The sequence below is a fragment of the Phenylobacterium immobile (ATCC 35973) genome (assembly GCF_001375595.1).
Lineage (GTDB): Bacteria > Pseudomonadota > Alphaproteobacteria > Caulobacterales > Caulobacteraceae > Phenylobacterium > Phenylobacterium immobile.
This window is the reverse complement of sequence record NZ_CVJQ01000001.1, coordinates 2,567,858-2,581,135: the sequence shown is the minus strand read 5'-3', so window position 1 is coordinate 2,581,135 and position 13,278 is coordinate 2,567,858. Positions and strand designations below refer to the sequence as shown.

The 13,278-nt window shown below is 68.7% G+C and carries 12 protein-coding genes; 5 read left to right on the top strand and 7 right to left on the bottom strand.

Going from position 1 to position 13,278, the window contains the following annotated elements:
• Positions 1–4: 4 nt before the first annotated feature.
• Genes BN1313_RS12635 through BN1313_RS12625 form a run of 3 tightly spaced genes read right to left on the bottom strand, consistent with a single transcriptional unit; the run spans position 5 to position 2,779 of the window.
• Positions 5–1,153, bottom strand: coding sequence for an efflux RND transporter periplasmic adaptor subunit (locus BN1313_RS12635; RefSeq protein ID WP_091741228.1), 1,149 nt, complete (start codon positions 1,151–1,153; stop codon positions 5–7).
• 1 nt (position 1,154) lies between these two features.
• A complete protein-coding gene (locus BN1313_RS12630; RefSeq protein ID WP_091741225.1) occupies positions 1,155–2,396 on the bottom strand; it encodes a TolC family protein in 1,242 nt (413 codons plus the stop codon).
• A gap of 56 nt (positions 2,397–2,452) precedes the next feature.
• Positions 2,453–2,779: a hypothetical protein gene (locus BN1313_RS12625; RefSeq protein WP_091741223.1), complete on the bottom strand. Its 327-nt coding sequence runs from the start codon at positions 2,777–2,779 to the stop codon at positions 2,453–2,455.
• 172 nt (positions 2,780–2,951) lie between these two features.
• Between BN1313_RS12625 and BN1313_RS12620 the strand changes: the two genes are divergently transcribed.
• On the top strand, positions 2,952–3,305 hold the full coding sequence (locus BN1313_RS12620) for an ArsR/SmtB family transcription factor (protein WP_091741221.1): 354 nt from the start codon (positions 2,952–2,954) through the stop codon (positions 3,303–3,305).
• Positions 3,289–3,765 carry an SRPBCC family protein gene (locus tag BN1313_RS12615; RefSeq protein ID WP_091741219.1) on the top strand — a complete coding sequence of 159 codons (477 nt, stop codon included), beginning with the start codon at positions 3,289–3,291 and terminating at the stop codon, positions 3,763–3,765. The genes BN1313_RS12620 and BN1313_RS12615 overlap by 17 nt, the downstream gene beginning before the upstream one ends.
• 63 nt (positions 3,766–3,828) lie before the next feature.
• Here BN1313_RS12615 and BN1313_RS12610 read toward each other — a convergent pair whose 3' ends face one another.
• Positions 3,829–4,791 (bottom strand): glycine zipper domain-containing protein, encoded by a 963-nt coding sequence (locus BN1313_RS12610; protein ID WP_091741217.1) that lies wholly within the window; start codon positions 4,789–4,791, stop codon positions 3,829–3,831.
• Between the two features lie 192 nt (positions 4,792–4,983).
• Between BN1313_RS12610 and BN1313_RS12605 the strand changes: the two genes are divergently transcribed.
• Entirely contained in the window at positions 4,984–5,946 is a 963-nt protein-coding gene (locus BN1313_RS12605) for an acetyl-CoA carboxylase carboxyltransferase subunit alpha (protein WP_091741214.1), read from the top strand.
• Positions 5,947–6,021: 75 nt separating this feature from the next.
• On the opposite strand, the gene BN1313_RS12600 is transcribed toward BN1313_RS12605, so the two are convergent.
• The 3 genes from BN1313_RS12600 to secA all read right to left on the bottom strand — a co-directional run bounded on the left by BN1313_RS12600 (position 6,022) and on the right by secA (position 10,590).
• Complete coding sequence (locus tag BN1313_RS12600) at positions 6,022–7,029, bottom strand: threonine aldolase family protein (RefSeq protein WP_091741211.1); 1,008 nt, start codon at positions 7,027–7,029, stop codon at positions 6,022–6,024.
• A 15-nt stretch (positions 7,030–7,044) separates the two neighbouring features.
• A complete protein-coding gene (locus tag BN1313_RS12595) occupies positions 7,045–7,686 on the bottom strand; it encodes a YceI family protein (protein ID WP_091741208.1) in 642 nt (213 codons plus the stop codon).
• 150 nt (positions 7,687–7,836) lie between these two features.
• Positions 7,837–10,590, bottom strand: coding sequence for a preprotein translocase subunit SecA (gene secA / locus BN1313_RS12590; RefSeq protein WP_091741205.1), 2,754 nt, complete (start codon positions 10,588–10,590; stop codon positions 7,837–7,839).
• Between the two features lie 258 nt (positions 10,591–10,848).
• Here secA and BN1313_RS12585 point away from each other — a divergent pair, with 258 nt between their 5' ends.
• Positions 10,849–11,766, top strand: coding sequence for a peptidylprolyl isomerase (locus BN1313_RS12585; protein ID WP_091741203.1), 918 nt, complete (start codon positions 10,849–10,851; stop codon positions 11,764–11,766).
• On the top strand, positions 11,763–13,208 hold the full coding sequence (argJ, locus tag BN1313_RS12580) for a bifunctional glutamate N-acetyltransferase/amino-acid acetyltransferase ArgJ (RefSeq protein ID WP_176696004.1): 1,446 nt from the start codon (positions 11,763–11,765) through the stop codon (positions 13,206–13,208). The genes BN1313_RS12585 and argJ overlap by 4 nt, the downstream gene beginning before the upstream one ends.
• Positions 13,209–13,278: the final 70 nt, after the last annotated feature.

Below are 13,278 nucleotides of genomic sequence, written 5' to 3'. Positions count from 1 at the left end.
GGCGTCAGTCCTCGTGCCCGGCTTCGCCCTTGGCGAGTTCCGCCTTGAGCAGGAAGGCTCCGCGGCCGGCGATGCGGTCGCCGCCCTTCAGGCCTGCGACGATCTGGGTCATGCCTGCGCCCGAGCGCCCGGGGGTGACCTGGTGCGCCCGAAAGCCGTTCGTCTCCGCCAGGAAGACGACCGATGCGCCCTTGAGCGTCTGGACCGCCTCCGCCGGGACCATGGGATAGCCGGCGCTGTCGGTGGCGATCGCCGCGCTGACCGCGGCGCCAGGGGTCAGGCCGGCGCCCAGCGGACGCGCGCGGACGATCGCCGCGCCTGTGGCGCCTTGCGCGAGGGGCGCGACGCCGACGATCACGGCGTCAGCCTCCGCTCCGTCCGGGCCGATGACCTTCAACGCGGCGCCGGTCCGCAACCGGGAGGCCGCCTCCGCTGGCGCGCTGAACAGCACCTCGACGCGAGAGGGATCGGCGATGTCAGCGACTGCGCCGCCCTGGGCTACGAAACCGCCGGCCGCGACCTGGACGTTCGTCACCAGCCCGCCGATGGGGCTGCGGACCATCGTCTCGCCACCCGCGCTTGGCCCACCGGCCGCGGCGGCCCTGGCGCGGGCCGCGACAGCCTGGGCCCCGGCCCGCGCCGATGAAGCCCGGGCGGCCTCCCAGTCTTGCCGCGCTGTTACGCCGGCGGTGAAGAGCCGGTCTTCTCGCGCTAGCGCAGCCCGCGCGGCTTCCGCCTCGGCGCCGGCGGCGATCGCTTCGGCGTGAAGCGTCGCCCCCTCGGCGCTGCGGATCACGGCCAGGCCGCCGCCGGCGGCCAGGCTTGTCCCAGGGGCGACAAGCACGCGGACGACGACGCCGGACACCGGCGCCGCCACCGCCGCACGGGCGCTGGGCGCCGCTTCCACACGGCCTGTCAGCCGGAGGTCGCCGGCCCCGCCGAGGGCGACCGTCACCACGGCGACGCCGGCGGCGCGGGCCTGCTGCGGAGTGAGGCGGACGACCGTTCCGCCGCCCCCGGCATGCTCGTCGCCATGGTCAGCCTCCGCCGCCGGGGCCGGTGTGCGATCCGTCAGCCGGGCCAGGCCGTAGCCGGCGCCGAGAGCCACGATCACCGTCGCAGCGGCCAGCAGGGTGGTCTTGTTTGCAGGCATCTCAGCCTCCGAAAGGGATGCGGCCACTGAGGCGCGCGATCTCGGCCTGGGCGCGAACCTGCGCCAGTCGGGCGTCCAGCGTGCGAACCCTGGCCGCGGCCTGGGCGCGCCTCGCGCTCGACAATTCAAGGAGCGGCAGCCGGCCAGCCTCATAGCCGAGGCGCGCGAGCCGATAGGCCTCGACCGCCGCGGCCTCGCTGGCGGCGGAGGCTTCCACCCGCGCTTGGGCGCTGCGGGCTTGCGACAGCGCGGCCAGGGCGTCCGCCGCGGCGTCGAACTCAGCCTGCCGCAAGCGCGCTTCCGCCCCGTTCAACTCGGCGCGCGCCGCCTGGGTCGCGCCGCGATTGCGATCAAATAGCGGGAAGGGCGCCGAGACCCCGGCCACGAATGCGGTCGCGTCATCACCCGCGAGCCGGCGGACGCCGGCGGAGACGGTGACGTCAGGCACAGCGCGGCGGGCTTCAGCCCGAACCCGCGCAGCGGCGGCCTCCCGCTCGGCCCGCGCCGCGGTGATCGCCGGCGTTTCGACCTCGACCGCGACAGTCGACGCGCCAGTCCGCGCTAGCAGGCTTTCTGATAGGCTGTCGAAGCTGATGGCCGAGCCCGCTAGCGCCGACAGTCTGGCGAAGGCGATGTCGCGAAGGGCTTGCGCCTCCTCGCGGTCTGCGGCGGCGGCCTGGCGTTCCGCCTCGGCCTGCAGGCCGCGCAAGGCGGCTTCGCGGCCGGCGGTCACCAGCTGCCGGGCGACCTTCGCGTCGCTCTCGGCCGCGGCCAAGGTCTCAGCGGACTGGCCGAGCCTCGCGTCGGCGGCCTCGGCCTCGGCATAGCCGATCGCCAACAGGGCGGCGAAGTCGGCGCCGCTCGCCCTGTTGCGCGCCTGGGCGGCAAGGACGGCGGCGCGTCCGGCCGCGACACGGGCCGCGCGCTTGCCGCCCAGCTCCAGGGTTTGCTGGATCGTCGCGGTCGTCTCGGCGAGGTCCGCGCCCCGATAGGGTCCAGAGCCGGAAAAGTTCTCGCGCTGCACCGAGATCACCGGATTGGGTCGCGACCTCGCCTGGAGAGCCAGGCCCTCCGCCTGGGCGACGCTCGCCGCGCTCTCGGCCATCTGCGGCCCTGTCGCCCGCGACTGGGCGAGGAGCGTGGCGTAGGGCGGGGCCGGACCGGCCATGGCGGCGTCCGCCGCCCAGACCCCGGCGATGGCGAGCAGGACCGCCCAGGGCGGCCTGCGAATGTCAGGAAGCATGGAGAGATCCCTCGTGAACTTGACCAGGTCGACGCGCCTGAACAGCGCGAGAGAGGTCAGGCTCGCGGGGGCCTCAGGAAGTCGAACTTCGCATCGGCCGTGCGCACGCGCGTGCGCAACACAGGGTGGTCGTCGCCGGTCCTCTGTACTGTCGTCACTGCGGACGCTGGGATGAGGGGCGTGGCGGAGACGCCATGATGGCAGTGGCCATGCATGCAGACCCCAAACCCGTCGTCGGCATGATCCGTCACGTCCTGCGCCGCTTCGGCTGAAGCCATGTGCTCACCGGCCGCTGCGCTGAAAGCTGCGTCATTGCGGCAAATCAGACGATCGAGGCTCGGGCCGAACAGGATCGCCGTCAGGACGAGCGCCGTCAGCGCCATCCCGAACCGCCGCAACCATGAAGAGCCTCTCGCCATCGTGCTTCTATACCGGCGGCGGCTGGCGCCGGGAATGCGTTACAAGTTTACGTCTGAGATGGGCGCGTCAGCGAAGCGGCCTATCCTTGACGCTTCATAAACCTTATTTAAGTAAATCCTTAAATAAGGAGCTGCTGTGGCGCGCCCAGATGTAAGTCACGCCTTCGCCGCGCTTGGCGACCCGACACGGCTGGCGATCCTCAGTCGACTCGCTGGCGAGGGCGAGTTGACCGTGCGGGAGCTCGCTCAACCTTTCTCCATCAGCCTTCCGGCGGTGTCGCAGCACTTGAAGGTGCTGGAGCACGCCGGCCTCATCACGCGCCGCCGCGACGGCCAGCGCCGCCCCTGTCAGATCCGTCCGGAGCGCCTGAACGAGGCCATGGCTTGGCTGAACTTCACCCGCCGGGCCTGGGAGGCGCGGTTCGACCGCCTCGAACGCTTTCTGCAACTGTCCGATCTGAAAGGCCTGAACGATGACCCAGGAGAGTGATCCGCGCACAACCTGGGCGCTGGACCGTGAGATCGTGCTGACCCGCGTGATCGACGCGCCGCTGGAGCGCGTGTTCCGGGCCTGGAGCGACCCTGAGCAGATCGTCCAATGGTTCTCGCCGGAGGGCTTTGAGAACGAGACCCTGGAGATCGATATCCGCCCGGGCGGCCGCTGGCGCTTCATCTACGTCTCGCCGGACGGCGTTCGCTACGAGAACCGCATGGTCTTCCTGCGCATCGATGCGCCGCGCTTGATCGAGATCGACCATGGGTCTGACATCGACGATGATCCCCAGCGCTTCCGCGTAACCGTCACCTTCGATGCGCAGAGCAATGGCAAGACCGTAGTGACGCTCCGCCAGCTGCACCCGACCGCGGCGCAGCGCGCAGCCGGCATCGGCTTCGGCGCGGTGGAGATCGGTTTCACCACCCTCGACAAGCTCGCCCGGCATCTCGCCTAGGCACGAAAAAGGCCGCCCTCGCAGGCGGCCTTTTCCTTGGCGATCTAAGCCTCGCGGCTCAGGTCAGCCGGTGACGCGGTAGCGGCCTTCGCGGTCAGGACAGACCCGGACGTAGCGATAGTCGCGGCCATCACGGTCGGCCGGCGCCGAGGCCAGGCGGCAGCCTTGCTGCTCATAGTAGCTGTAGTTGTAGCGCCCGCTGTTTCGGGCGCGGTCGTACTCGGCCTCGCGGTACGGGATCGTGTCATTGTAGCTGTAGTAGAGACCAGCGTTGTCGCAACGCGAACGGTCATTGGCGTTGCCGACCGCGGCGCCGATGCCGCCGCCCACAACAGCGCCCAAGACAGCGCCCTCCGTGCCGCGGCCATTAGCGGCGACGTTGGAGCCCAGCGCCGCGCCCAGGAGGGCGCCGACGACGCCGGCGGTCACCGTCGACTTGTTGCCGCACCGACGCTCGATGTAGGAGCTGTCGATGGCGTAACGATCGGCGTAGACCGGCGAGGAGTCATGGCGCGGGTCGCGATAGGCGGTGGTCCAGCGGCTTTCGTCCCACACCGGGCGCGCGCCATAGACGCGGACATAGGCCCCGCGGCCGTAGCGGCGGTCATAGCGGATCTGATCGCGTTCCCACTGGGCGAGCTTGCGATCATATTCAGCGCGCGCGGCGCGATAGTCTCCGTTGCTCGAGGCGGTGGTCCAACGGCCTTCGTCCCAAACCGGACGCACGCCATAGACGCGGACATAGGCTCCGCGGCCGTAGCGGCGATCATAGCGGACCTGGTCGCGGTCCCACTGGGCGAGCTTGCGATCATACTCAGCGCGCGCGGCGCGATAGTCGGCGCGGCTCTCGGCGTAGTCTTCGCGACGGTCTTGGTAGCGATCTTGCTCGCGCTGATAGGTCTCAACATCGCGACGATACTGGTCGGTCGGCTGGTACGGGCTTTGCGCCAGGGCTGGGACAGCGGTCGCCAGCGCGAGGGCGGAAGCGAGACCGATTCTGAGTCCGGTCTTTACGGGGGCGTTCATGGGATCTCTCCGTTTCTGTTCTGGCCGATTACGGCTGCGCCCGGTCCCCCGATCAGGCGTAGTCGTCCATTGACCTGACCCCGTAACGTGCCCCTGCCCAGGGGGTTGCAGCGCGCCCGCCGGCCAAGGGTTGTTCCCCTGCGCCTTCGGCCCTACTTTCCGCCGCTTCGCCAACCCGGACGCCCCCGCCCAATGCCCGCGCACTACCTTGAGTTCGAGCGGCCCATCGCTGATCTCGAAGCCAAGATCGAAGAGCTGTCGAAGCTGTCGGACACCGCCGGAGACGGCGCCTTCGACCCGGAGATCGACGCCTTGCGCGCCCGCGCCCAGGATCTGCGCCGCGAAGCCTACGCCAAGCTCGATCCCTGGCAGAAGACGCAAGTCGCGCGCCATCCCGAACGCCCGCACTTCATCGACTACGCCGCCGCGTTGATCGAGGACTTCCAGGAGTTGCGCGGCGACCGCAAGTTCGCCGACGACCAGGCGATCATGGGCGGCCTTGGGCGGTTCCGCGGCCGCGGCGTCGTGGTCATGGGCCATGAGAAGGGCCGCGACACGGTCACCCGCGTGAAGCACAACTTCGGCTACGCCCGGCCTGAGGGCTATCGCAAAGCGATCCGCCTGATGGAATTGGCCGAGCGCTTCAACCTGCCGGTCCTGAGCTTCGTCGACACGCCCGCCGCCTATCCTGGCGTCGCCTCCGAGGAGCGCGGCGTCGCCGAGGCCATCGCCCGCTCCACCGAAAAAAGCCTGATGCTGGGGGTCCCCATGGTCGCCGTGGTCACCGGCGAGGGCGGCTCCGGCGGCGCGCTGGGCATCGCCTGCGGCAGTCGCGTCTTGATCCTCGAACACTCGATCTATTCGGTGATCCCGCCGGAGGGAGCGAACTCCATCCTGTGGCGTGGCGCGCGCACCGCCGCCGACGCGGCCAAGGCCATGAAGATCACCGCCCAGGATCTGCTCGGCATGAAAGTCGTCGACCGCATCATCCCGGAACCGGCCGGGGGCGCGCATTCCGACCCGCACGCCGCCATCCAGGCTGTGGGTGACGCTGTGGAGCAGGAACTGGTCGCCCTCGAAGGTCTGGATCCCGAGGCGCTGCGCAAGCACCGCGCTGAGCGTTTCTACGCCATCGGCCGCGCCGGCCTGAACTGACAGCCAGCGCGTCGGGCGCGTCCGTGCCGGCGGCCCAGACGACGGCGAATAGCCCGCCGGCTCACGCCACGCCTCTTACGCCAGGGCCTGCAGGTCCGCGACAAGCGTATCGACGCTGTCCGCCGTGGTCGCCCACGAACACATGAACCGCACCGAGCCATCGAGAAAGCGGTAGGCCGCCCAGCCCTTAGCAGTCAGGGCGGCCAGCCTCGGCTTGTCCATCTCAACGAAGACCGCATTGGCCTCGACCGGGTGGTTCACCCGGAACGGTTGATGTTCGGCCAGCCGGCGCGCCATGGCGTTGGCGTGGGCCGCATGGCGCAGGAGTGCGCCGTCCTCCAGCATGCCGATGAAGGGCGCGGCGTAATACCGGCCCTTAGAGGGGAGTTGCCCGGCCTGTTTCAATCGCTGATCCAGGCGGCGCGCCAGCGCGCGGTCGAACAAGACCAGAGCCTCGCTGGGCGGCATGCCGGCCTTGGTGCCGCCCAGCACCAAGATGTCCACGCCCGCCGCGGCGATCGCCTTGACGTCGAAGCCGGAGGCCGCCGCATTCGCCAGCCGGGCGCCGTCCAGATGCACGCCCAGGCCCTTAGCCTTCGCCGCGCCGCTCAAAGCGGACAAGATTTCCGTCGAATAGACCGAGCCGTACTCCGTCGCATTGCTCAGCGACAAGGCCGCGGCCGGCTGGCGGTTGGACGCCTCGCCCGCGGCCATCGCATCGGCCAGTGAAGCTGGATCAATGCGCCCGCTCGCGCCCGAGAGCGGCGTTAGCCCCAGGCCATGGCCGAACAGGCCCGGCGCGCCGGTCTCGTCGGTCCGCACATGCGCGTGGTCGTGGGCCAACACCGCCTCGAACGGCTGGCAGAGCGCCGCCAGCGCCACGGCGTTGGCCGCCGTGCCGGAGGCGACAAACCGCACCTCCGCATCCGCGTCCAGGAAAGCCCGCACGAGATCGGCCGCCGCGCGACTGTGTTCGTCCGCCCCATAGCCGGCGGAGAAGCCGGAATTAACGCGGGCGAGCGCGGCCATCGCCTCCGGCGCGACCGGCGCGGTGTTGTCGGAGGCGAAGTCGTAGCGCGCCACAGCTGAGCGTTGAGCCTACTTCTTCACGAAGGCGGCGACGATCTTCAGCTTCACCTCGTCGGACACCATCGGCACAGCCATGCCCAGGCCGAAGTCGCTGCGCTTGATCGACGTGGTGGCCGAGAAGCCGATATTCTCGACCTTGTTCATCGGGTTTGCGCCGGCGCCATGGAATGCGGCCTGAAGCGTCACGGGCTTAGTCACACCGTGCAGGGTCAGGTCGCCGGTGATCTCGGCCTTGGTTCCCATCACCTTCACGCCCGTCGAGACGAAGCTCGCCGTCGGATATTTGGCCACGTCGAAGAAGTCCGGCGAGCTGAGGTGCTTGGCGAAGGCCGCCGAAGTCACCGTCAGGCCGGTCAGCGGGATAGCGATGCTGAGCTTGGCGTTCTGCGGCGTCTTCGGGTCTAGGGCCAGCGTGCCGGTCATCTCGCCGAACATGCCGTAGAGGGTCGAGATGCCCAGGTGATCCACCGACCAGACCACCTGGGTGTGGTGCGAATCGACCTCGTAAGCGCCGCCGGTGACGCGCGCGGCGTCAGGCAGGCCGGGCTTGGCGGGGGCGGCGGCCGGCGCGGCGTGGGTGGAATGGTCCTGGGCGTGCGCGGCCATCGGGGCGGCCAGCAGGGCGGCGGTGATAAGAGCTTTGACGATCATTGGGGGGCGTTCCTCTGTTTCACCGACCTTAGGCCGGATCGCCTCTTATTCCACCGCCAATCACATGCGGCGCCCTCGTAGAGCCGCGGTGACCGGGCTCCCATCGCGTGACGGGTCAAGCTTGGCCGAACGGGCCCGCGGGGCGGTCGGTTAAACCAGCGCCCCGTGGCAGTGCTTGAACTTCTTGCCCGAACCGCAGGGGCATGCGGCGTTGCGGCCGGTGTCTTCCCAGCCGACGGGCAGGGCGCTCACCGGCAGGGCTTCGCGCTGGTCGGTCGGCAGGCCGTCGGGCAGGGCGCCCATCTCGGCCGCGTTTTCGCCGGTCAGCGGATCCATGTGAATCTCGGTGAACTGGCCGGGCTCCAGGGGCGGCGGCTCAGCGAACTCGAACTGCACCGTCATCAGCCAGCGGGTCACGGTCTGACGCAGGTCGACCAGCAGCTTCTCGAACAGGCTGAAGGCCTCGGTCTTGTACTCGTTCAGCGGGTCGCGCTGACCATAGCCGCGCAGGCCGATGACGTTGCGCAGGTGGTCGAGGTGCATCAGGTGCTCGCGCCACTGCAGGTCGATGGTCTGCAGGAGGAAGCTGCGTTCCACCGTGCGCATATGCGGCCCCACATCGGCCTCGCGCTCGGCGGCGCGGGCGTCGGCGGCGGCGCGGATGCGCTCTTCGATCTCCTCGTTGGCGATGCCGTCCTCGGCCGCCCATTCGGCGATCGGCAGGTCGAGACCCAGGAGGTGCAGCGCCTGGGCCTGCAGGCCCTCCACGTCCCACTGCTCGGCATAGGCCTTGGGCGGCAGGTGGCGGGCGACCATGTCGTCGATGGTGTCGCGGCGCATGTCGACGACCACGTCCGAAAGGTCCTCGTCATGCATGAACTCGGCGCGCTGTTCGAACACCGCCTTGCGCTGGTCGTTCACGACGTCGTCGTACTTCAGCAGGTTCTTGCGGATCTCGTAGTTGCGCTGCTCGACGCGCTTCTGGGCCGTGGCGATGGCGCCGTTCAGCCACTTGTGGGTGATCGCCTCGCCTTCCTGGACGCCGAAGGTGCGCATGATCGCGTCCAGCCGATCGCCGGCGAAGATACGCAGGAGGTCGTCTTCGCAGGACAGGAAGAACTTCGAGTGGCCCGGGTCGCCCTGGCGGCCCGTCCGGCCGCGCAGCTGGTTGTCGATCCGCCGGCTTTCGTGGCGCTCGGTGCCCAGGACGAACAGGCCGCCGGCGGCCAGCGCCTTTTCCTTGTGATCGCGGATCTCGTCCTCGATCTCGGCCTTGCGGGCGATCTGCTCTTCGGCCGAGGGCTCAATGCCGAGGCCGCGCTGCTCCTCGCGCCATTTGGCCAGGCGCATGTCGATGTTGCCGCCCAGCTGGATGTCTGTGCCGCGGCCAGCCATGTTGGTCGCGATGGTCACCGCGCCCGGCATGCCGGCGTCGGCGACGATCAGGGCTTCCTGCTCGTGATAGCGCGCGTTCAGAACGTTGTGCGGGATGCCCGAGATGGTCTGGCCGTTCAGTTCGAACTTATGGGCGTTCAAGAGCTCGGACAGCAGTTCCGACTTCTCGATCGACACCGTGCCCACCAGGATCGGCTGGCCGCGGCGGTAGCAGTCCTCGATCTGCAGGACGATGGCGGCGTTCTTCTCGGCTGTGGTCCGATAGACCTCGTCGTCGTCGTCGATCCGCGCGATCCCGCGGTTGGTCGGGATTTCGGCGACATCCATCTTGTAGATGTCGAGGAATTCCTGGGCCTCGGTCGAGGCCGTGCCGGTCATGCCCGACAGCTTCGTATAGAGGCGGAAGTAGTTCTGGATCGTCACCGAGGCGAGAGTCTGGTTCTCCGGCTGGATCACCACCCCTTCCTTGGCCTCGATCGCCTGGTGCAGGCCTTCCGACAGCCTGCGGCCCTGCATCATGCGGCCGGTGAACTCGTCGATCAGCATCACCTCGCCGGCGCGGACAATGTAGTCCTTGTCTCGATTGTAGATGACGTTGGCCCGCAGGGCTTGGTTCACATGGTGGACGATCGAGACGTTGGCGGCGTCGTAGAGGCCCGTCGTGTCCTCGGCCAGGTGGCCGGTCGCGCTCAGCATCTCCTCAACGGTTTCCGAGCCGGTCTCGGTGAGGATCACCTGGCGGGCCTTTTCGTCAAAGTCGAAGGTCGTCGGATCCTTGATCAGGTCTTTGATCACCGCATCGACCGTCCGGTAGAGATCAGACCGGTCCTCGGTGGGGCCCGAGATGATCAAGGGCGTGCGCGCCTCATCGATCAGGATCGAGTCCACCTCGTCGACGATGACGAAGTTGTGCCCGCGCTGGACCATCTCCCCGGCCTCATAGACCAGGTTGTCGCGCAGGTAGTCGAAGCCGAACTCGTTGTTCGTGCCGTAGGTGATGTCGCTGTTGTAGGCGTCCTGGCGTTCGGTCTGACTGAGGCCATGGACGATGACGCCGACGCTCAGGCCCAGGAACCGGTAGACCTGGCCCATCCACTCGCTGTCGCGCTGCGCCAGGTAATCGTTGACCGTAATGACGTGGACGCCCTTGCCGGCGAGCGCGTTAAGATAGGTCGGCGCGGTGGCGACCAGGGTCTTGCCTTCGCCGGTCCGCATCTCGGCGATCCCGCCCTTGTGCAGGATCATGCCGCCGACCAGCTGCACGTCATAGTGGCGCTGGCCGAGCGTGCGGCGCGAGGCCTCGCGAACGACGGCGAAGGCCTCCTCCATCAGGTCGTCCAGGGTCGCGCCCTTGGCCAGGCGGTCTTTGAACTCCAGGGTCTTGGCGCGTAGCGCCTCGTCGCTCAGCGCCTGGAACGTCGGCTCATAGGCGTTGATCTTGGCGACCCGCGCGGACATGGCCTTGACCTTGCGGTCGTTGGAAGAGCCGAAGAGTTTCTGGAAGATCATCGAAGCGGGCGTCCGGACAAGGCGGCGAAACGGAAGTCGGTGCGCGGGGGCCTTATAGCAAGACCACTCTATCAGAGATGGGCCGCACACGGCGCCCGCCTCGGATAGTCGCGCCGTAAATCCGATCCTTTTGAGGCGGGCGAGACTTAAGCAGCGACCCTGCCAGTGTCAACGCGGCGCCCCTTATGTCCCTCCGGCGCTTTGCAAGCCGTCGCGGATACCGCTAGAGCCGGACGGCTCACCCGCAGGGATCCCTTCATGGCGGCCGCAACAGCCTTCCGATCCGCCCTTCTCGCCAGTCTTTGCGCGGCGACCCTGGCGATTGCGGGCTGCGGCGGCGCGGATCGGGCGGAAACCGCGCCGGAGCGCGGCGATGTCGCCGTCGCCAAGGTGGACGGCAAGACCGTCTGGTCCTCCGACGTCAAGCGCGAGGCCGTGGCCCAGGGCCTGATCGGCGAGGGCGAGCCGCTGGAGATCACCTCTGACCTCTTCCATCGCGTGTTGGGCGAGGTGATTGACCAAAAACTGCTGTCGTCGGAGGCCGTCCGCCGCAAGATCGACAAGGACCCCGTGGCCCAGCGCCGGTTGGCCGCCGCCCGCGACCGCGTCCTGGGCGACCTGCTGGTCGAGGCCGCCGTGAGCGACGCCGTCACCGACGGCGCCATCAAGGGCCTCTATGACGAGCAACAGCGGCTCGCTCGCCGCTCCGAGGAGATCCACGCCCGCCAGATCCTGCTGACCAGCGCGCAGGACGCCCAAGCCGTGAAGGCCCTGCTGTCCTCCGGCGCCTCCTTCGAGGCCCTGGCCATGGAGCGTTCCAAGGACGCCGCCACGCGGTTCAACGGTGGCGATCTGGGCTACTTCACGCTCGACGTCATGCCTGAGGCCTATGCCACGGCCCTGGACGGCGCGGCCAAGGACGCGATCGTCGGACCTTTCCAGGTCGAAAACGGCTGGGTGGTGCTGAAGGTCGAAGATCGCCGCTTGGAGGCCCAGGTGCCGCTCGATGCGGCGCGGCCGCAGATCGTGCGCTTCCTGACCTATGATCAGATACGTGACCTGCTGGAAAAGCTCCGAAGTCAGGCCAAGATCGAGACCCTGGTGAAGCAGGATCCCGCCACCCTGTCCCCGCCGCCCGCTGACGCACCGCCGCCTTCCGAGGGATCCGCCCCATGAGCCGCAAGCCGCAAACCCCGAAAGCCCCGAGCCGCAGCGCCAAGGCCCTGGAAGCGGCGGTCAAGCCGGTGGAGGCCGTCGGCCAGACCATTGAGCGCGCCCTCGACCCTCTGGCCAGCGCCATGAAGCGCGCGGCGCTGAAGCGCGCGGACAAGCACGCCAAGGCCCTGGATCCCGCCGCGCCCCAGACCAAGGCCGAAAAGGACGCTCTGCTGGTTTCTCCGCTGGCCGTCCCCTTCCCGCACATGCCGCCGATCGCCGGCGTCGAGCTCGCGACCGGCCGGGCTGGATTCTACAAGCATGAGCGCGAAGATCTGCTCCTGATGAGCTTCCCCGACGGCGCGTCGTGCGCCGGCGTTTTCACCCGCCACGGCGTGGGTTCGGCCCCGGTCGACTGGTGCAAGCGGCAGTTGGAGACGACGCAAGGCGCGGGCGTCCGGGCTCTGGTCGTCAACGCCGGCTGCGCCAACTCCTTCACCGGCAGACCCGGCGCCGACGCCGTGCGGCGGGTCGCCTCCGCCGTCGGCAAGCGCCTGGACTGCCGCCAGCGCGACGTGATGGTCGCCTCCACCGGCGTGATCGGCGTGCTGCTCGACGACGCCAAGATCGTGCACCGCCTGCCTGATGTTGAGGCCCGCCTGACGGCCGATGGCTGGCCGGGCGCGGCGCGCGCCATCATGACCACCGACACCTTCCCCAAGGGGGCGTTCGCCGAGGCCGTGATCGACGGCGTCACCGTGCGCATCGGCGGCGTCTGCAAGGGCTCGGGCATGATCGCGCCGGACATGGCGACCATGCTGGCCTTTGTCGTCACCGACGCCGATATCGCGCCTGCCGCCCTGCAGACGCTGGTTAGCCTCTACACACGCAACACCTTCAACGCGGTGACGGTCGACGGCGATCGTTCGACCAACGACACGCTGCTGTTGTTCGCCACAGGCAAGTCTGGCGCCCCGCGCATCAGCCGCGCCGGCGACCGCCGCCTGGCGGACTTCCGCGAGAAGCTGGAGCAGGTGCTGCTGAACCTCGCGCACCAGTTGGTGCGCGATGGCGAGGGCGCCACCAAGTTCGTCAAGATCACCGTCAATGGCGCCGAGAGCCACGCCTCAGCCCGCAAGATCGCCCGCTCGATCGCTGACAGTCCGCTCGTCAAGACCGCCTTCGCCGGTGAGGACGCCAACTGGGGCCGCATCGTCATGGCGGTGGGCAAGGCTGACGAACCCATGGACCGCAGCCAGCTCTCGGTGAAGTTCGGCGACCTCGTCGCCGCCCAGGACGGCCTCGTCTCGCCGACCTACTCCGAGGCCAAGATGAGCGCCTATATGAAGCGCCTGGAGCTCGAGGTCAGCGTTGATGTGGGCGTGGGCCGCGCTTCGGCCGACGTCTGGACCTGTGATCTCACCAAGCGCTACGTCGAAATCAACGGCGACTACCGGAGCTGATCGTCCACGTCCGCAGCGAAGCCGGCGAAGCCAAGCCCCCTCGAGCCCAGCGACAGCGCCGCGCACTTGG